Source organism: Streptomyces sp. DSM 15324, from assembly GCF_001514285.1.
Classification (GTDB): Bacteria; Actinomycetota; Actinomycetes; order Streptomycetales; family Streptomycetaceae; genus Streptomyces.
Map to the genome: position 1 here is coordinate 290,121 of NZ_KQ949026.1, position 18,531 is coordinate 308,651.

General features: G+C 71.7%; 13 protein-coding genes. 6 read left to right on the forward strand and 7 right to left on the reverse strand.

Translation table 11 applies throughout. The features are described from left to right. Nucleotides 1-35: 35 nt before the first annotated feature. Entirely contained in the window at nt 36-3,083 is a 3,048-nt protein-coding gene (locus tag AQJ58_RS15470; RefSeq protein WP_067250304.1) for a pPIWI_RE module domain-containing protein, read from the forward strand. Nucleotides 3,084-3,430: 347 nt separating this feature from the next. On the opposite strand, the gene AQJ58_RS15475 is transcribed toward AQJ58_RS15470, so the two are convergent. Beyond that, nucleotides 3,431-3,991: a hypothetical protein gene (locus AQJ58_RS15475; protein ID WP_008404671.1), complete on the reverse strand. Its 561-nt coding sequence runs from the start codon at nt 3,989-3,991 to the stop codon at nt 3,431-3,433. A 618-nt stretch (nt 3,992-4,609) separates the two neighbouring features. Here AQJ58_RS15475 and AQJ58_RS15480 point away from each other — a divergent pair. The 4 genes from AQJ58_RS15480 (at nt 4,610) to AQJ58_RS15495 (ending at nt 7,938) form a co-directional block, all read left to right on the forward strand. Then, a complete protein-coding gene (locus AQJ58_RS15480) occupies nt 4,610-4,882 on the forward strand; it encodes a helix-turn-helix transcriptional regulator (protein WP_067250307.1) in 273 nt (90 codons plus the stop codon). Between the two features lie 162 nt (nt 4,883-5,044). Continuing rightward, entirely contained in the window at nt 5,045-5,926 is an 882-nt protein-coding gene (locus AQJ58_RS15485) for a DUF6083 domain-containing protein (RefSeq protein ID WP_067250310.1), read from the forward strand. After that, nucleotides 5,923-6,396 (forward strand): hypothetical protein, encoded by a 474-nt coding sequence (locus AQJ58_RS15490; protein WP_008404665.1) that lies wholly within the window; start codon nt 5,923-5,925, stop codon nt 6,394-6,396. Before AQJ58_RS15485 ends, AQJ58_RS15490 begins: the two co-directional genes overlap by 4 nt. A gap of 78 nt (nt 6,397-6,474) precedes the next feature. Continuing rightward, entirely contained in the window at nt 6,475-7,938 is a 1,464-nt protein-coding gene (locus AQJ58_RS15495; protein ID WP_067250312.1) for a UvrD-helicase domain-containing protein, read from the forward strand. 366 nt (nt 7,939-8,304) lie between these two features. On the opposite strand, the gene AQJ58_RS15500 is transcribed toward AQJ58_RS15495, so the two are convergent. The 6 genes from AQJ58_RS15500 to AQJ58_RS15525 all read right to left on the reverse strand — a co-directional run bounded on the left by AQJ58_RS15500 (nt 8,305) and on the right by AQJ58_RS15525 (nt 17,600). Continuing rightward, the gene (locus AQJ58_RS15500; RefSeq protein WP_067250315.1) at nt 8,305-9,597 is read right to left on the reverse strand and encodes an MFS transporter; all 1,293 of its coding nucleotides are present in this window, start codon (nt 9,595-9,597) and stop codon (nt 8,305-8,307) included. Continuing rightward, nucleotides 9,594-10,748, reverse strand: coding sequence for a PLP-dependent cysteine synthase family protein (locus AQJ58_RS15505; protein WP_067250318.1), 1,155 nt, complete (start codon nt 10,746-10,748; stop codon nt 9,594-9,596). Before AQJ58_RS15505 ends, AQJ58_RS15500 begins: the two co-directional genes overlap by 4 nt. A gap of 1,398 nt (nt 10,749-12,146) precedes the next feature. Next, a complete protein-coding gene (locus tag AQJ58_RS15510; RefSeq protein ID WP_067250321.1) occupies nt 12,147-14,636 on the reverse strand; it encodes an alpha-L-arabinofuranosidase C-terminal domain-containing protein in 2,490 nt (829 codons plus the stop codon). A 235-nt stretch (nt 14,637-14,871) separates the two neighbouring features. Beyond that, nucleotides 14,872-15,465: a histidine phosphatase family protein gene (locus AQJ58_RS15515; RefSeq protein ID WP_067250324.1), complete on the reverse strand. Its 594-nt coding sequence runs from the start codon at nt 15,463-15,465 to the stop codon at nt 14,872-14,874. Between the two features lie 203 nt (nt 15,466-15,668). Beyond that, nucleotides 15,669-16,121: a GNAT family N-acetyltransferase gene (locus AQJ58_RS15520; protein WP_067250327.1), complete on the reverse strand. Its 453-nt coding sequence runs from the start codon at nt 16,119-16,121 to the stop codon at nt 15,669-15,671. A gap of 27 nt (nt 16,122-16,148) precedes the next feature. Next, nucleotides 16,149-17,600, reverse strand: a complete 1,452-nt coding sequence (locus AQJ58_RS15525) for an aminotransferase-like domain-containing protein (protein ID WP_079078942.1) — start codon at nt 17,598-17,600, stop codon at nt 16,149-16,151. Between AQJ58_RS15525 and AQJ58_RS15530 the strand changes: the two genes are divergently transcribed. Then, nucleotides 17,599-18,513: a DMT family transporter gene (locus AQJ58_RS15530; RefSeq protein WP_067250332.1), complete on the forward strand. Its 915-nt coding sequence runs from the start codon at nt 17,599-17,601 to the stop codon at nt 18,511-18,513. The two genes, AQJ58_RS15525 and AQJ58_RS15530, sit on opposite strands and share 2 nt — an antisense overlap. Nucleotides 18,514-18,531: the final 18 nt, after the last annotated feature.

Consider the following 18,531-nt stretch of genomic DNA (forward strand, 5'->3'; position numbering starts at 1 on the left):
ACCGCCTACGTATGGACATCGCAGGGAGAACCGATATGTACAAGAACATCCGCCGATCCGCGTACCACCTGGCCGAGGAGGGCACCCCCTGGACCGAGGACTTCCACGCACTTCCCTTCCCCGAACACTGGCATGCCGGACTCCTCGAACTGCACAACCACGGGCGGGACGAGGAGAAGCGGCAGCCGACGCTGCCCACCCGCCGACTCGACGGCGTGCTCCAGACCCTCGCCCCCGACGTGATCGTCCGCCCCCGGCCGCGGATCCCCGTGGAACCGGGGCCGCAGGCCGCCGAGGACTTCTGGATGTATGTACCGGCCTCGGCGCCCGACCCCCTCCCGGGCCGTTCCATGCAGCAACTCCTCGATGCCTGGCTGCGTACCCTCGGCCCCAAGGACTCCGCACAGGATCCCCGGTTCCGCTCACTGTTGCTCGCGAGCAGCACCGAGCTGAAGCAGAACCTGCCCGAGTGGCAGCCGGTCACAGGCGTCGAACTCCTCACCACCCCGACCACTGGGGGCGGCACAGCCGCCCCGGAACCGCGCCAGTTCCAACTCGCCACCGACGCCCTGGCACGCCGCATCCTGACCCTCGATCCCTTCCCGTTCGAGGGCGGGGAGCTGCGGTTCCGAGCCCTGCCCCGCGGGCCTCAGGACCAGGGCGCGGAACTCATGTCGCAGCCTCTGTGCCGGACCGTCAAACGCAAGGAGTGGTGGTTCTCCGTCCTCCTGAACATCTCCCTGCACACCACGCCCTTCGACCCCAGGCCGCGGCTCCACCTGCACTGGGGTGTACGCCGCTGGGCGACCCACCCTCGGACCACCACCAAGCGCCTCAACCTGCCTTACCGGGAGGCCACTACGGTCTACCTGCGGCCCACCATCCCCTGGCTGCCGGGCGCACCGGCCACCGAACGCTACGCACTGGCACGCCTGCGCCGCGACCGGGCCGCCGACACCTTCGTCTGGTCGGAGAACGACACCGCCGGCATCCTGCGCGGACTCAGCCTCGCCGGCAACTTCCCCGACCCCGAACAACTCCTCACCGAACCGGTCTCCTGGATCGGGGAGGGCCGCGGTGTCCGCGCGGCCGTGGTCCACAGCACCAGGATGGGCAAGCACGAGATCGGCACAGGCTTCATGCCCAACCAGCGGGCCCAGCTCACCGAATGGGCCGAGCAGGCCCTCCCTGAAACACTGGCCCGGGTACCCGACCTCACGCGCGGACGCGGCAAGGGCATCGGCGCGCCGCAGAACCGGCGGCCCAAGCCCAGGACAGACGAGGCCAAGAAGGCCGAGCTGCTGCGCGAGACCCAGGCACGGCGCGTGGCACTCGCGGCACAGGTCCAGATCGCCTCCGACGGCCCGGAACAAACCGGCCCGCCCGTGGTGGAGGTGCGGCTGCTGTGGCAGTCACCCGAGGTACGCGGCGAGGCAGTGGAACAGTTCGCCAAGGCCCTGGGCCTCGACGGCGACGGCGGCGCCAGTGCCGCCCATGTCACGGACCGGGACTTCGACGAGGCCACGCCCGGAGCACCGGTCGTCCTGGAGTGGCGGACGGCAGAGGTCACACTCCGGCTGCGCTGCCTGCCCCTCGCCGACGGACTGGGCGACCGGCTCGTGCCCGACCTGGCGGTCAAGGGCAAAGGCACGGCGCTCGCGGCGGCCGTCGCCGAACGGCGCCGCGCCCTGCGCGCCTGGCTCCGCGCGGACGGCGCGGACCCCTCCCGCCCCGAACTCGCCCTCGTGGAAGTCGCACACCGCAGCACGTTCCGCCCAGCGTCGACGGACCCCAAGTTCGCCATCCGCCTCGGGTGCGCCGACGCGGGCCTGCTGACTCAGTTCGTCGTCACCCCGTCCATCGACCGGCAGATCGACAATGTGGAAAGCCTCGACCACCGCACGTGCAGCTCGTGGCTCGACGGACTGCGCCAGCTCGGCGTCCGCGTCCTGCCCCAGCACACCCTCGGTGACGATCTTCCGGACTCGCTGCAATACGCGGCGGTGTGGATGGTGAAACGTCGCAAGGACGGCCCGACCCGGTTGCCCAAGCACCTGCCTGTGGCCGTCCTCGTCACCCCGCTCCCGGCCGGGGAAGGCCTCGCAGCCGTACGCGGCTGGGATGACACCGCGGGGCAATGGGTGCCCTACCCGCAGTTCCTCCTCGGTCTGGTGAAACAGGCGGAGATCGACCCCGAAGCGTTCACGGAACCCGGGACTCCAGACGATGACGCACGTCCCGATGCCCCTAGGGTCACCGGCAAGCAGTGGCGCAGCAACCTCGCCCAACAGCGCAGGGAGAGCGCGGCATTCCTCCAACGCGTGCTGCACTCTCTCCGAGGGCAACCCACCGCACTGATCACCCACGCTCAGAACAGCCGACTGCACTGGCCCTGGCTCCAGGACGGCCAGACCGAACGCGATCTGATCAAGACCGGCCACGCCCCGGCAGGACGACTGGACGACGAACTGCGCCTCGTACGCGTGCGCGGATGCGGCGGTCGCGAGAGCGCCCAGTGGTGGGGGCTGGCCGACCCGGGCAAGCCCCACGGACAGCCGGCTGGCTTCTGGGCACAGGATCCCCAGCAGCGTTACGGGGACGGGACTTCGTCGCGCGAGCGGGTCTTCTATAGCACCACCGAACGCCCCGGAACCCATGCGATCTCCCCCGCACTCGACCGCCTCGCCACCCGGGTCAACGCGGCAGGCAACCTCACCTCGCAGGCGGGCACCAGCGCCTGGAACCCAACCCTGGTGGAGATCGCGGTACTGGGCTGCCACGAGGATGACGACCTGGCTGCCCCCGTACCGGAAAAGCCCGACGACCCCGAGGCGCTGGCCCTCGCCATGCACCAGCTCCGCCAGGCCCCGGACTACGCCGCTGCCCTGTCTCTCCCTCTCCCACTCCACCTCGCGGGGCTAGCCCAGGCATATGTCCTCCCGACACTCGCCGACGGCGACCGGACTTCGAACGAGGAGTCGGACACACCTGCTGGAAACCAGAGCATGGAGGACCCAGATCTCGCCGACGCGGCCGGACTGTCCACGACGCCGGACGACGAGGCCGAGACTGCCCACGACTGACGACGGGATCGACACCTACGCGGTGCCCTGACGACGGAGGACACCGGTATCCACAGGACCTGTGTTCTGAGAGACCGACGACAGCCCCTGCATGCACCCTTCTCTACTCGTGTGCGCGGTCCAGCGGAGGAAGGCGGAACACTGGGGTGACCGTGACCAGTTCGGGCCTGGCCGCGACGTCGGTCACGTCGCCATCGGTCCCCTCGCCGCCGGCGCGGTCAGGCGTTTCCCTCGCTCATCCCGTTCCAGGGTTCGAACCTGCAACCGCTTACCCGACAGCACGTCTGACGAGCCAAGTCACCCCCGCCGGCCGTTCCCGCATCTCACGGTCGGCAAGGGGTTGCCGGTCATCGCCTCGGCGCTAGCGTCCAGTGCACGTCGCCTGAATCCGGGCAGATCCACCACCCTTCCAAAACGCCGTTCGCCGTCAGATGGCTGAGCACACCGTGGAACCCTTGATCGCGCAGGCCACAGTCACGGATGATCCGGTCGCACTCACTCAGTCCCTCCCCCGAGGACGGATCGCTGCGCGCCGCGAGATAGACGCCCGACAGTCGCAGCTGCGGCTCTGCCCCACCGATCCGGGCAGGGCACCCGGTGCGCAACGCCCAGTCGGCCGCGCGCCGCCGGTCGGGGCGGGCCGGTGACTGGGCGAGCAGCGTGGCGTCGCGAAGCTCCGCAGCCACCCCGGCCGCTCCGGGACCGTTCACCATGCTTGCCCACCGCGCCTGTTCCAACTCGCGGCAGGCCTGCACCGGATCGATACGAAGGCTGCGCAGCAGGCCCGCACGGAGTTCGACGTGCAGGTACGCGTTCATGCGCAGGGCGCACTGCAGGGCGAGGAGCCTCGCCCCGGCGGACACGTCCGCGGGCAGGGCCGCGGCCAGGTAGCTGAGGATCTCGCTCACGCGGACACGCTCCCCCGGCCCCCGGCTGGGCCGGGGACCGCGCGGCCGCGCGGAAGGCGGGTGGAACGGTGCGGCCAGCACGGTGTCGGGCACGACGGCGGCCTGGGCGGTGGCCGCGGCGCAGGCGCCGCAGGCGTCGGCGAGGCGCCAGACACGGCCGCCACGTTCGCAAGCCAGGAGCAGGCGGATGGGCCCCGCGCACCCGCGGTGACGGCGGTGCCAACGGCAGCCGCGTTCATGACACTGACAGATCCGCAGGTGAGGAGCCCTCATGTCACCGCGGGCATGCCGGGCGAGGTGAGCAAGGGCCGCCGAGCGCGCGGACTGCGCGGTGACCCGCCGGCCATCCTGGGGACAGTGCTGGCAAACGAGAACGAGCCCGCTGGTCTGGCATCGCAGTTCCACCGTCCAGGTCCGCGCCGCCTGTGGACACACGGTGCGCAGCCTCATTGGCGTGTGTCCCTCCCTTCCCGGTCCGGCGCCAGCCCCACCGCGCGGTACGGCGGGACGGCCGACACCGTAGTGCAGACCCCTGCCCTCCCGCCGGTGGAGCCATCGGGAGAAATGGGGCAGAGGTCTGCACTGACAGGGCAGGGGTCTGCACCGTCGGATGGTCGGGTGACGATCTTGCCGCCCGATCCGGACCTCGACGCCCTTCGACTGGAGCTCGGGCGTCTGCGGGCTGGGCGCGGGTGGAGCTACGACGAGCTCGCCTCCCGCAGCGGCCTGGGCAGGCGCACTGTGATCGAGATCGAGCAGGGCCGCACCGTCGGCACCCTCAAGACATGGCACGCCCTCGCACACGCCCTGGACACACCGCTCGACGAGCTCTTCGCCACCCTCTGCCACGAGCACGGCCTCCCCGGCACCGACGACAGCTCCGACAGCTGATACGGGCCCGTCCAGCGTCGGCGGCGATTCACTCGATCCGGCAATGCCCTATCGAATGCGCGAGCAAGCGTTCGCACCGTTGTCGCCCCGTTCTGCTCTGCCCGGGGGATCATCAGGGTCGCGTACCGCAGGCGGGGCGTGTCGGCTGGCAGGTTCGCCCGCATGTGCTCCTCTCCTTCTCCTTCCGCGCGCCGCTGGGACGGCAGCCGCGCGAGCGCGCCCCAGCGGCGGTCCCTGCGTATCGCCCCCGACAGTGCCAGCCGGTTGCTGCGATGCGGCCAGACCACGTCCTGCCGCGAATGCGGCAATCCGGTCGAGTGCTACCTGGGGGCCGACGACCGGCTGGTGCGGCTGCATCCGCACGAACTGCCGGTGGCCGGGGTGCCGGAGTCCTGCCGCTGGCACGTCAGCCGCGGCATCGCCCATCCCGCGGGCGACGGGAGCAGCTGGTGCCGGCTGGCACACGACCTGCTGTGCCCAGCCCGCCCGGCTCCGACGGCCGCGCCGCAGCTGTCCGGCCTGCGCCGGACTCTCGCCCTGTGCACCCGCCGTCTGCTGGACACCGGAGTCCTCGCTCCACCTGCCACACTGGCAGGCGGCCCGCCGCCGGGCGAGGCCGTCTGCCGTCCGGCCCGGCCCGTCGTGCAGCTGCTGTTCGTCCGCTACCTGGCCTCCCGCCCCGTCGATGAGATCCAGTGCGTCGCCCAGACCCGGCGCCGAACCCGCTGTACGGCCGAGGCCCTCGGCCCCGGCGGGTTGCACGGGGTGTGGACCCTGGTACCCGTGACCGTGCACCACGGTCAGCTCGCACTGCCGTCGGATGTCATGGCCGTCTACAGCCTGTCCGCACTTCCGTACCAGGAACAGCTGCGCTGGCGCACCCAACGGTGCCGGGACCATGCCACAGCGTCGACCGCCGGTGACCTCGCCGTCGCGGACTGGGAACCCTTCGACCCGCTCCGCCACCACGAGCACATCCACACCCGCCTGCCCACGCACGGGCGCCGCCCCGGCGGCCACGCACCCCGGCGAGTCTGGTCGTGACGCATCAGTACGCCGTCGAGATCGTCCTGACGCGGCCCGCCACCGTTCGGGAACTTCACCAGGCCCGCCACCGGGTGACGTTCGCCGCGAACGCAGACCGCACCCGGCTGATGACGGTGCAGCGCGGCAAGAGCCCGGGCCGCGCCCTGCACCGCCTGCGCCGCCGCCTGGACGCGGTCCTGCCGATCGACGTGCTGGCCACGCACTATCCCGACCGCCAGGGCCATGTCCTGCTCAATGTCGCCCTCAGCCGCCGCGCCGACGCGCAGATCCGCGAGGAGGCGGCCGCGCTTGGCCAGCGCGCCGGGGACGTCCTGGCCGAACGAATCACGGCCTATCTCGCGCACGAGCAACGCCAGCGGCGCCACCGCCTCGAATCGCAGATACAGCGCCTGCTCACCCACCACCCCCTGGAAGAAGTTCTGGCCTGCGCCGCAGGCCGCCTTCTGCAGGTACGTCTGCCACGCTGAGCCCGCCGTCGCCTCCCCGGCCGGACGCAGCCACCCGCTACGCCCCGTTCCGGCCGTTCCCATCCCACGGAGCCCACGTTGCCCACCCCCACCCATGAACAGGTCCACGCGGCGGACACTTTCCGCGCCGGACGGCACCTCGCACTGCAGGCCGGAGCCGGAACCGGGAAGACCAGCACCCTGTGCATGCTCGCCGCCGGCACCAAACGCCGGGGACGCTACCTGGCCTTCAACAAGGACATCGCGCAGGACGCCGCAGCCCGCTTCCCGTCCACGGTGCAGTGCCGGACCGCCCACGCCACCGCCTTCGCCGCACTCGGACACCGCTATGCCGACCGACTCAACAGCCCCCGCCAGCCGGCCTGGAAGACCGGACAGTCCCTCGGCATCCTCCGCCCCGTACGGATCGCCGACCACGAGATCAGCCAGAGAACCCTGTCCCACAACGTGCTGCGCACCGTCACCCGCTTCTGCCACTCCGCCGACAGCGCACTGGCCCAACACCACGTGCCGCGCCTACGCGGCCTCGACGCCCCCGCCGCCCATCGTCAGTTCGCCGAACTCGTGCTCCCCTTCGCCGCCAAGGCATGGGCGGACCTGCAGCGCCCCGACCACGGCATCGTCCGCTTCGAACACGACCACTACCTCAAGATGTGGGCGCTGACCAGGCCGAAGATCGAGGCCGACTTCCTCCTCCTCGACGAGGCCCAGGACACCAACCCGGTGCTGGAGCAGGTGTTCACCGCACAGCGCGACCACGCCCAGCTCGTCATGGTCGGCGACTCCGCCCAAGCCATCTACGGCTGGCGGGGCGCAACCGACGTGATGACCGGCTTCGACGCCGAACAGCTGACCCTCACCCGCTCGTTCCGCTTCGGGCCACAGATCGCCAACGAGGCCAACCGGTGGCTCGCGCTCGCCGACGCCCCAATCCGGCTGACGGGCACCACCAGCGTTCCCGCAGAGGTCAGCAGCGTCGACCACCCCGACGCCGTGCTGTGCCGCACCAACATCGGCGCCATGACAGAGGTCATGCGTCTGCTCGGCGAAGGACACCGCGTAGCCCTCACCCGGGGAGGCCAGCAACTGGCCCAACTCGCCTCTGCGGCACGCGACTTGAAGGAAGGGCGCCGCACTCATCACCCCGAGCTGGTGCTGTTCGCGTCCTGGGGCGACCTGCAGGACTACGCCGCCTACGATCCGGCCGGCTGCGACCTGCAGCCCTTCGTCGACCTCATCGACACCCACGGTCCCGACACCATCCTCGCTGCCGTGTCCGACCTCACCGAGGAAGCACACGCCGACGTCACCGTCTCCACCGCCCACAAAGCCAAAGGCCGCGAATGGCCGACCGTCAGGATCGGCAACGACTTCCCCCAGCCGAAGGACCCCAACTCCGGTACGAGCGCGGCCGACCAGGCCCCGGAAGTAAGCGGCACGGACGCCCGTCTCGCCTACGTCGCCGTCACCCGTGCCCGCCACCAACTCGACCTCGGCGGCCTGGCATGGAACGCCACCCCTCAGGGGAACGAGAGTGGTTGACGCCGCAGACATCGAGGGGCAGCCAGTTCCCCAGCCCGTCCACGACCAGGGCGGCCGAGTGGTGGCCTAGCCAGTCGACTCGGTCATCTCGCAAGCCTTGTGCAGCACACTCAACCTCTCGCTGGTGTCGTCGCAGGTAGAGTTACCTCCAGTTACAGAGAGTCAACGACGGCGACCATGATTTGCCAACTATCCTTCTCATGATTTGCCAACAAGGATTCTCCACCCGCTCCTGACCTGCGCATCTCAGTCCATGATTTGCCAACTAGAGTTCTCGGTCACACCGGTGGTCGCGCCGGACACCGGATCGGGGCCCAGCCGGGGCGGCCGCGGAGTGACCGCCCCGGCGTCATGCAGGGGCCGGTGTCACACCGTGGCGGGCCGCTGCTCGGGGAGAGCCCTCAGCCGGCCCGTGGTGTGCAGGCCGTACAGCGCGGCCGCGCAGGCGAGGCCGAGCGCGGTCAGCGAGATCCACGGCAGCGCCGGCATCCCGGCAGAGCGTGCCGCGTCGAGCGCGGCGCCGGTGAGCAGGTTCCCGAGCGTGATGCCGATGCCGCAGACGGTGTTGTAGAGCCCGTAGTGGGTGGCGACGAGCCGGTCACCGGAGAGCCGGACGATGGTGTCCATCTCGAAGGGATAGGCGATCATCGTGCCCACGGCCAGCAGGAGGGCGGCGAGCGTCGGCGGCAGCGCCGCGAGCAGCCACCGCCCCGCGCCGGCCCCGGGTACGGGCACGGCGGTGGCGAGCAGCAGGGGCACGAACGCCAGGGCCATCACCGCAAGCCCCCTCACGAGCGCCTGGCCCGGCTCGTAGCGGGCCTTGCACCAGGCGGTGACCCTCGTCTGGCCGAGGATGGTGCCCAGCCCGGACACCGCGAAGAGGACCGCCACGGCAGCGGTCCCGGACTCCCCGTCGCCGCCCAGCCGTCGCACTTCCAGCGGCAGGGACAGGTAGACCTGGAAGGTGAGGACGTACGAGCCGATCATGGCCGCGGAGAAGAGCAGGAACGGCCGGTTGGCGAGGATGCCCCGCCACTCGGCGAGCACGCTCCCGCGTGTTCCGCCCCGCTCCTGCTCCCCGTCCTTGCGCCGGGCCGGCAGTGCGCGGATCTGGACGATGCTGAGCAGGGCGAAGATCCCGGCTGCCACCAGGCAGGTGACGCGGAAGTCCACTCCGGTGAGCACCATTCCCACCAACGGGCCGAGCAGGATCCCGGCCTGGTAGAAGACGTTGAACAGAGCGAACGCCTCCACCCTGCGCTCCCCCGCGTCCACCGCGAGGTAGGCCCGTACCGCCGGGTTGAACAGCGCCCCGGCCAGTCCCGTCGCCGCCGAGGCCGCGAGCAGCGCGGCGAGCGAGTCCACCAGCCCGAGCGCGGCGAAGCCGACCGTGCGCAGCACACACCCGGCCACGATCATCGGCTTGTAGCCGAGCCGGTCGGCGAGCGTCCCGCCGACCAGGAACATGCCCTGCTGGCTGAAGTTGCGCACGCCGAGGACGAGTCCGACGACCCAGCCGGACAGTCCGAGGGTGCCGGAGAGGTGGGCCGCCAGGTAGGGCATCAGCATGTAGAAGCCGAGGTTGATGGTGAACTGGTTGACCATCAGCAACTGGACGCTGCGCTCGTAGGAGCGGACCTGCGTGAGCAGCCCCTTCACCGGTCCGCCTCCGCGGGGTCGGAGGCGGCCCCGGTGTCGTCGGCCGCGGTGACGTCCTGCTGCCTCTCCCGCAGGGTGAGGGGATCGGCCACTGCGGTGCACCGGGTCCAGCGCGTGACCTCCTTCTCGTCCAGGCGGCCGATCACGTCCGGCTCGGCGGCGGGGGGCGTGTCCAGCAGACCGTGCGCGGCGCAGTAGTCGTCGTCGTACACGGTGCCCAGGTAGCGCTGGGGGCCGTCGGGAAAGACGGCCGCGATGCGGGCGTCCGCGGGCATCGTGCGAGCGAACCAGCCGGCCACCAGGGCGACCGCGCCGACGCTCCAGCCGCCGGTGGCGTAGTGGGAGGCGGCGAGTCGGCGGCACGTCGACACCGCCTCGTGCGGGGCCACCCAGTGCACCTCGGAGAAGTTCTCGTAGGCGACGTTACGCGGGTAGATGCTGGAGCCCAGGCCCCGCATCAGGCGGGTCCGCGCGGGCTGGCCGAAGATCGTCGAGCCGATCGTGTCCACGCCGACGACGGCCAGTTCCGGGTAGAGCTGCCTCAGCACCCGGGAGACGCCCGCGGAGTGGCCGCCGGTGCCGACACTGCACACCAGCACGTCGATGTGGCCCATCTCGGAGGCGAGTTCCAGGGCGAGCGGGGTGTAGGCGGCGACGTTGTCCGGGTTGTTGTACTGGTCCGGGCACCACGCATCGGTGTGCTGCTGCAGCAGTCGCTGCACGCGTTCGCGGCGGGCCTGCTGCCAGCCGCCCGTGGGGTGGGGCTCGGAGACGACGTTGACCTGGGCGCCGTACGCGGTCAGCAACCGGGTCATGGACGACTCCAGCCCCGGGTCGGTGACCAGGGTGACCGGATGGCCGTGGACCATGCCGGCCAGTGCGAGCCCCAGACCCAGGGTGCCGCTGGTGGACTCGATGATCCGTCCGCCGGGCCGCAGATCGCCCCGAGCGCGGGCCCGCTCGACCATGTGCAGCCCCGGACGGTCCTTGATGCCGCCGGGGTTGAAGCCCTCCAGCTTGGCCCAGAAACCGCGCCCTGCCGGAGCCAGCGGCTCCGAAACGCGCAGCAGCGGCGTGTTCCCGACCAGCGCCGACAGTGCGGACCGGCCGGAGGTGAGGGGGTGCTTCGTCAGTGATGTGAGTGACTGCATGCTTCGCTCTCGCTCGATGAACGCACGGTGGGGGTGATTCATCACGCGCCGCGGCGACGGGCCCGGACCTCGGTCCGCGCCCGGCACCGTCAGGACGCGGCAGTCGGCCGTGCCGACTGCGGTGCGGGAGATCTAGATGCGCCACCGGGACGTACGGACAAGCGCCGCCCGGCCGCTGCGCGGTCGTCGCCGTCTGCGCGCTGCGCCGGGGACAGGCGGACGCCTCAGGGCAGCGACACCGGCGGCCACGGCCGCGGGAGCAACGGCGTCGCCGACTGGCTGATCCAACGGCGGGACGGTCGTGCGGACGACCGCATCCGACGGGCACGTGTGAGCACGGTGCGGCGCGTGCGGCTGCGCCCCGCCCGCCGTCACCGCCGAGGCCGCGACGGCCTCGGGCATCCGCCCGTGGTGCTGCTCGGTGCTTCCGCCGTGCCCTACGGCGCACAGGATGATCGCCAGGAGCAGGACGCCATGGATCACGGCGGCGATCCGGCGCGGCCCGGACGAGCCGCCGGGAGCGCTCCGGGCGCGCGAGACCGCTGGGGAACGGGGTGGCACAGGTCCTCCGTGCGTCCGCCGCCCTCCATCCAGGGGGAGGGATGCGGCGGGCATGGGTGGTGGGAGAAGGACGCGTCGACGAACCTGACCGGGAGGCGAGTCGCCTCGGGCGGACGGGCTGTCTCGTCGGCCGGAACACCGGCCGAGACACCCCGGCTTCCCGTCCGGTACAGACGGGTGCGGCGGCGGAACGGCCGAGTGGAGGATTCCGCGGTGCCTAGACCTGCTGCACCACGGCAGCTCTGATGGCCTGCGCAGACACCCCGTGCAGTGCACCGGAAGGACCCGGCTTCACAGCGGAACGTACGGCGGTGACCGGTTTGCGAACCGACACGGCACAGCAGGGAGACACCGCTGTCGTCGCCTGCTGGACCTGTCCGGAGGCGCAATGCTCGGCGGGGTACGGCGAACCGTGACCGTCATGCTCGCCGTCCGTCGCCACGGCGGCGAAAGGGGCTATGTCTCCGCGGACTCCGGCTTCCGTCCCGGCCGGGCCCGCCAGGGCGGCTGCGGAGCTGGTGGACAGGTGTCCTCCGGTGCCCTCGACGTGCACTCCGTGAGCGAGGAGAACGCCGAAGAGCATGACGGCAAGGGCCAGCACACGCGGCAGCCCGGCAGACACGCGGTTGCGCGCTGTGCACCGGGGCGACCTGGCCGTGATCATGCCGTGATCCTAACGGCTCGACGATGTTGATCCACCGACTCCCCGGAAGGTCGAGTCAATGAGCCATACGAATGGCCTGTTCGCTTCGGCGACGCCGCAGTGGGCGGGGCTGGTTCCGGCGCGGGGGCGCCTGGCGGGCGTGGACGGCGGCCGTCCACGCCCGCCCCGACCGGCTACCTCTGCCTGATCCTCAGGAAGGTGATCGAGTTCGCCGGGAAGGTGTACGTGAACCGGTCGGCGACGCCGGTGAAGGTGGACGTCACCGGCGCGACCGGGGTCGCCGTCTGTGTGTTGACCGCGTTCGGGGCGGCGGTCAGGGTCGTCACCCGGGCCTTGGCGCGGACCTTCGCGCCGCCGAGGTCGATCGCCGTGCGGGCGTCGGCGGACTGGGCGTTGACGACCTTGACGATCAGGTCACCGGTCTTCCGGTCCTCGGTGACGACCTGGCGGAACGGCTCGGCCGGCTTGTCGTCGGTGAAGCTGCCCCACTCCCGGCCGTCGAGGTAGAGGGTGACCTGGCGGCCGCGCACCTTGACGTCGATGTCGTAGGCGCGACCGGTCTCGACGGTCCCGGCCTGGGAGATCAGGGTGGACTTGCCGCCGTCCACGGCCTGCTCGACGGCGGTCGTGGTGTTGTTCCAGCCGCCCAGGTTCCACCAGTAGTAGGTGCCGGTGTCCTGGACGCCGAAGGCGACGAGGAAGCCCTCCTTCCCGGCCTTCTTGGTGGCCTTCACGTGGAGGTCGTAGTCGTGCCAGCGCACGTCACCGGCGGAGACCATGGTGTTCTCGGCGGCCACGTCGGTCTGGACGTACTGCCCGTCCTGGAGGGACCAGCTGCCGCCGCCGGTGTGGGTCCACCGGGAGGCGTCGCCCGAGAAGTCGTCGGTGAGGAGCGGGGCGCCGTCCGCGTCCGTGACCCTCACGTCGTCGTACGCCGCCGTCGTCGCCCACGTCGACAGGCCGACCGCGCCGCTGATCGGGCCCTGGAGGGAGGGCGTGCCGGTGGCCGTGGAGGGGACGACGCGGTCGCCGACGTTGGTCATGAACAGCTTTTGGACCTCGTAGTTGGCGGAGTTCCAGGAGGCGTGGTTGTTGAACCACACCATGTCCGGGCTCCACTGCACGTAGTCCTCGTTGGCGAACAGCGGGGCGTAGGAGGCGAGTTTCACGACGTCGGCGTTGCGTTCCAGGCCGGTCATGAACGCGGCTTCGGCGAGGCCGTTCTTGAAGGCGTTGCCCCAGGAGGCGTACTCGCCGAGGAAGACCTTCGGGCCGCCACGGTCGTAGGAGTCGTAGCGGTCGTTGTTCTGGAGGAACCACTGCGGGCTGTTGTAGTAGTGCTCGTCGACCATGGCGACCTTGGCGTCCCGGTTGAGCTGCCAGGCCTTGTCGAAGGTCGAACCGGCGTCGTCCGGGCCGGAGTTGGAGATCACCGTGATGCCGGGGTACGCGGCCTCGATCGCGGAGCGGAACTCCTTGAAGCGGGCGAAGAACTCGCCCGGCAGGGTCTCCTCGTTGCCGACCTCGATGTGGGTGAGGTGGAAGGGCTTCGGGTGGCCCATCTTCGCGCGCAGCCCGCCCCACGTGGAGGTCACGGGGCCGTTGGCGAACTCGATGAGGTCGAGGGTGTCCTGGACGTGCCGCTTGAGCAGCGCGTCGTCGACGACGGCCCTGTCCTGGCCGCAGCCGGTGACCAGGGCCGGGACGACGGGCAGCGGCATCGCGCCGATGTCCTCGGCGAGGCGGAAGTACTCGTAGTAGCCGAGCCCGTAACTCTGGTTGTAGCCCCAGAAGTTGGAGTTCGTGGCCCGTTCCTCGACCGGGCCGACGGTGTCCTTCCACTGGTAGGAGCGGGCGCGCTGCCAGCCCGAGGCCGCGCTGTAGTCCTGCATGGAACCGGTGTTGACCAGGCAGCCGCCGGGGAAGCGGACGAAGCCCGGGTGCAGGGCGGCGATCTTCTCGGCGAGGTCCTTGCGCAGGCCGTTGGGCTCGTGCCGGTAGGTGTCGCGCGGGAACAGCGACACCATGTCGAGCGCGGCCGCCTCCGAGGACGCCACGGTCAGCCGGCCGGTGCTGCTGGTGCGGCCGGCGGTGAAGGTGGCCCTGTACTTCGCCCAGCCGCCCGCGCGCACGGCGACCCGGCGGGCGGCGGCGAGGGCGCCGTCGGCGTCCTGGAGGGAGACCGTGAGCGCCGTACCGGCCGCGGCGCGGGCCCACACCGAGAAGTCGTACTTCTCGCCCTTCTCGACGGGCACCCCGGTGTTGTAGCCGGCGTTGGTGACGGAGGAACCCGCACCCAGGGAGAGGTAGGAGCGGTTGCGGTCGTTGAGCCGGCCGTCGTCGTTCACGACGTTCGCCGAGCCGGAGACCGTCCAGGAGGTCAGCGGGGTGTACGAGCGGTTGTCGACGGTCGTGTACTCGAAGGACCGGTTCTGCACCAGTTCGGCGTACAGACCGCCGTCGGCGGCCCGGTTGATGTCCTCGAAGAAGACGCCGTACATGGTGTCGTCGATCTTCGCGCCCTTGGCGGCGGGGTCGACGGTGAGGACGTAGTCGGTGGTGTCGGCGGCTTGGGCGGGGAGGGCGGGAACTCCGCCGACGGCCAGGAGGAAAGCGCTTGCCCCGAGGGCGAGTCCCAGACGGTTGCGGGTGGTGCGTGGCATGTACGCTCCGCGGCTCTAAAGGTCGGGGTGCGAGGGGGGCGGATCAGAGGGGCGCCACCCGGTCGCACTGTTCGAAAAACCGAACACTGATCAATACATCGAACGGCAAGATAGAGATGGGTCATGAGCGCGTCAATGGGGCGTCCGCGCGTGTCGTCGTGGCACGGACGCTTTGCAGGAGGCCTTCCGCGCCGTCCGCCGGGCCGCGTGCAGGGAGCTGCTGCTCACCACGGAACTACGCGCGCGTGGGCTGAACCGACGCCCCTTCCAGACGCAGGTTCCAGCGCCCGCCCCGGCCGGTGACGGTGGTCGTCGACAGGGGCCGCACATCGATGTTCCAGTACGTCGACGGCGGCGCCTTGAGCGCGTAGACCACCGCCGCCCGGATCACGCCCGGCTCGGCGACCGCCACGATCCGGTCGCCGTCCCCGAGCGGGCGGGTGTCGAGCCAGTCGCCCACGCGGGTGATGAAGTCCAGCAGGGACTCGCCCCCGTGCGGGGTGGCCAGCGGATCCGCCAGCCAGGCGTCGACGGCGGCCGGCTCACGGGCCATCGCCTCACCCAGGGTCAGGCCCCGCCAGCGCCCCATGGCACAGTCGCGCAGGGCGAGCTGCACGAGCGGGGTGTAGCCGAGGGCGTCACCGGTGGTCCGGCTGCTGGGCGTGGGCGAGCAGTAGCGCAGCTCGGCGGCGGCAAGGGGCAGGAGGTCGGGGACCACCCGCTGTACCTCGTCCCAGCCCGCCTGGTCCAGCGGCCGGTCGTCCTCGAAGCGCTCCGCGAGCAGGGGCGAGCTGCGCGCGGCTGCGACGAACGTCACCCGAAGTGGCATGCGGTGATGGTGAGCCGAGCACCTGCGCAGGTCAAGGGGGGCCGGGCGACCGACACCGGAATTCTCACCGGCGAGTCAGGCGGTGCCGGACAAGTCCTGAGAAAAAGAGTCTCGTGCAGGCCTGCCGCCGCGCTGCGCGCAGGCCCCGAGCGGGGTGGGGCCGCTCAGGCCCGCGCAGGCCCCGCGCAGGCCCCACGAAGGCCTCACGCCATGCCGAGCTTCGCGTAGATCAGCGCCATCCACCGGTCCGGCTCCTCCAGCGCCTCGAAGCCGACCTTCTCGTACACCCCGTGGGCGTCCTGCGTGGCCAGCAGGATCCGGCGCAGTCCGTGCGGCAGCAGGTGGTCGCGTACGGCGGCGACGAGCGCGGTCCCGATGCCCTTGCCGCGCGCCACCGGGTCCACGTAGACGTCGCACAGCCAGGCGAAGGTCGCGAGGTCCGTCACCACGCGCGCGTAGGCGACCTGCTCGCCCGAGGCGCGGTCGTAGACCCCGAAGTTCAGCGAGGCGGCGATCGCCCGGTCCTGTCGCTCCCGCTCGCGCCCGAGCGCCCAGTACGCGTCGGTGGACAGCCAGCGGTGGACGCGCCCGGCGTCGATGCGGGCGGGGTCGGCGGAGATCTCGTAGCCCTCGGCGAGGGGTGGGGCGGCGTTCATGGCCGGATCCTCACAGCGGGCGGCGGCTCATGTCGAACGATTTGCCGGAAGCGTCTCGTCGCAGGCCGCGCGCAGCCGTCGTACCCCTTCCGCGATCTCCTGTGCGCCCGCGACGGCCGCGAAGCTCAGCCGGACGTGGGCGGCCGGGGGTTCGGCGCTGAAGTAGGGGCGGCCCGGCGTCAGGGCGACACCGGCGCGCAGGGCGGCGGCCGTGAACGCGCTCTCCTCCGTGCCGTCGGGCAGCCGCAGCCACAGGTGGTAGCCGCCGGACGGGATGTGCGGGAGGGTGAGTTCGGGCAGGCGCAGCCGGAGCGCGGAGGTCATCGCGTCCCGGCGGGCGCGGAGTTCGGCGGCGACGGTCCGCAGATGGCGCGGCCAGGCGGGCGAGCCGACGAGTTCCAGGGCCGCCTCCTGGAGCGGGCGGGGCACGAAGAAGGTGTCGACGACCTGGATCGCGCGCAGCCGTTCCAGCACCGGTCCGCGCGCGGCGAGGGCGCACACCCGGAAGCTGGGCGAGGTCGCCTTGGTGAGCGAGCCGACGTGGACGACGACTCCGTCGGGGTCGTCGGCGGCGAGCGGGCGGGGCAGGGGGCCGGCGTCCTCGTGGGCGAGCCGGCGTACGAAGTCGTCCTCGACGACGAAGGCGCCCGCCTCCCGTGCGATGCGCAGCACCTCGCCGCGCCGGGCGGGGGCGAGGACGGCGCCGGTCGGGTTCTGGAACAGCGGCTGGCAGACGAACACCCGGGCGCCGGTGGCCCGGAAGGCGTCGGCGAGCAGCTCGGGTCGCACACCGTCGGCGTCGACGGGGACCGGAACGGGGCGCAGACCCGCCGAGCGGGCGATGGCGAGCATGCCCGGGTAGGTCGGGGACTCGACGAGGACCGGTGCGCCGGGCGGGGCGAGGGCGCGCAGAGCGGTGGTGAGCGCCGCCTGACCGCCGGCGCTGACCAGCACCTCGGCCGCGCCGACGCCCCCGCCGATGGTGCGGGCGAACCACTCCCGCAGCTCCGGCAGGCCCTCCATCGGGGGCCGTCCCCAGGCGCCGGGCCGGCGTCCGGCGCGGGCCAGGGCCTCGGACAGGGCGCGCTCGGGTTGCAGCGAGGGGTGCAGATAGCCGCCGCTGAACTCGACGACACCCGGCGGCGGGACGGCCAGGGAGACGGTGACACCCGTGGCGTCGACCGAGCGCGGCACGCGGTCGGCGGCGCCGTCCGCGCTCAGGGCGACCTCCTGCCAGGAGGTGTCCCCGGCCGGGGTGGTCACGGGGCGGGGCCGGGCCCGGAACGCGCCGGCCCCGGGCCGGGTCACCACCAGTCCCTCGGCGGCCAGTTGGGCGAGCGCCCGCGAGACGGTCACGGGGCTCACCCGGAACCGTTCGACCAGCGCCCGGCTGGAAGGGAGCTTTCCGCCGGGAGAGTAGCGGTCCAGCTCGCTTCGGAGGCGATCCGCCAGTTCAGCCACACTGCTACGCTCTTGCATGAAGACACAGAGTAGCGCTATCGCACCGCCTTCGATAGCGGTCAGCGTCCCGCCCGCCCCGCGCCTCGGCACCCTCCAGGCGGCCCTCGGGGTCGTCGCCTTCTCCCTCACCTTCCCCGCGACGGCCTGGGGCCTGGAGGGCTTCGGCCCCTGGTCGCTGGTGGCCGTGCGCAGTGTGCTGGCCGCGGTCGTCGCGGGCGGCTGCCTGCTGGTGCTGCGCGTCCCGGTGCCCGAGCGGCGGCACTGGGCGGGACTCGCGGTGGTGGCCGGCGGGGTGGTGGTCGGTTTCCCGCTGCTGACCACCCTCGCGCTGCGGACCTCCACCACCGCCCATGCCGCCGTCGTCGTCGGCCTGCTGCCGCTGACCACCGCGCTGCTGTCCGCCCTGCGCATGGGAACCCGGCCCTCGCGCACCTTCTGGACGGCGGCGCTCGCGGGGGCCGCCGCGGTGGCGGCGTTCACCGTGCAGCAGAGCGGCGGGGCGCTGACCGGCGCCGATCTCTATCTGTTCGGAGCGCTGCTGGTGTGCGCGGCCGGCTACACGGAGGGCGGCCGACTGGCCCGGGTGATGCCGGGCTGGCAGGTGATCGGCTGGGCGCTGGTCCTCTGCCTGCCGCTGGGGGTGCCCGCCGCGGCCCTCGCCCTCGCCCACGAGCCGGTCGCGCTGACCGCGCACAGCGTGGCCGGGCTGGTGTGGGTGGCGGCCGGCTCGCAGTTCCTCGGCCTGGTCGTCTGGTACCGGGGCATGGCGGCCATCGGCATCCCGAAGGCCAGCCAGTTGCAGTTGGCGCAGCCGCTGCTCACACTGGTGTGGTCGGTGCTGCTGCTGGGCGAACACCTGACGCCCGCCGCACCGCTGACCGCGGCTGCGGTGCTGATCTGCATCGCCGTCACCCAGCGGGCGCGGGGCTAGTGCCGTGCACGGAAAGGT

Coding starts and splice junctions, on each gene's coding strand:
- AQJ58_RS15470 (WP_067250304.1), top strand. CDS start 36: ATGTACAAGAACATCCGCCGATCCGCGTACCACCTGGCCGAGGAGGGC.
- AQJ58_RS15485 (WP_067250310.1), top strand. CDS start 5,045: ATGTGCTCCTCTCCTTCTCCTTCCGCGCGCCGCTGGGACGGCAGCCGC.
- AQJ58_RS15505 (WP_067250318.1), bottom strand. CDS start 10,748: ATGCAGTCACTCACATCACTGACGAAGCACCCCCTCACCTCCGGCCGG.
- AQJ58_RS15510 (WP_067250321.1), bottom strand. CDS start 14,636: ATGCCACGCACCACCCGCAACCGTCTGGGACTCGCCCTCGGGGCAAGC.
- AQJ58_RS15515 (WP_067250324.1), bottom strand. CDS start 15,465: ATGCCACTTCGGGTGACGTTCGTCGCAGCCGCGCGCAGCTCGCCCCTG.
- AQJ58_RS15520 (WP_067250327.1), bottom strand. CDS start 16,121: ATGAACGCCGCCCCACCCCTCGCCGAGGGCTACGAGATCTCCGCCGAC.
- AQJ58_RS15530 (WP_067250332.1), top strand. CDS start 17,599: ATGAAGACACAGAGTAGCGCTATCGCACCGCCTTCGATAGCGGTCAGC.
- AQJ58_RS15525 (WP_079078942.1), bottom strand. CDS start 17,600: ATGCAAGAGCGTAGCAGTGTGGCTGAACTGGCGGATCGCCTCCGAAGC.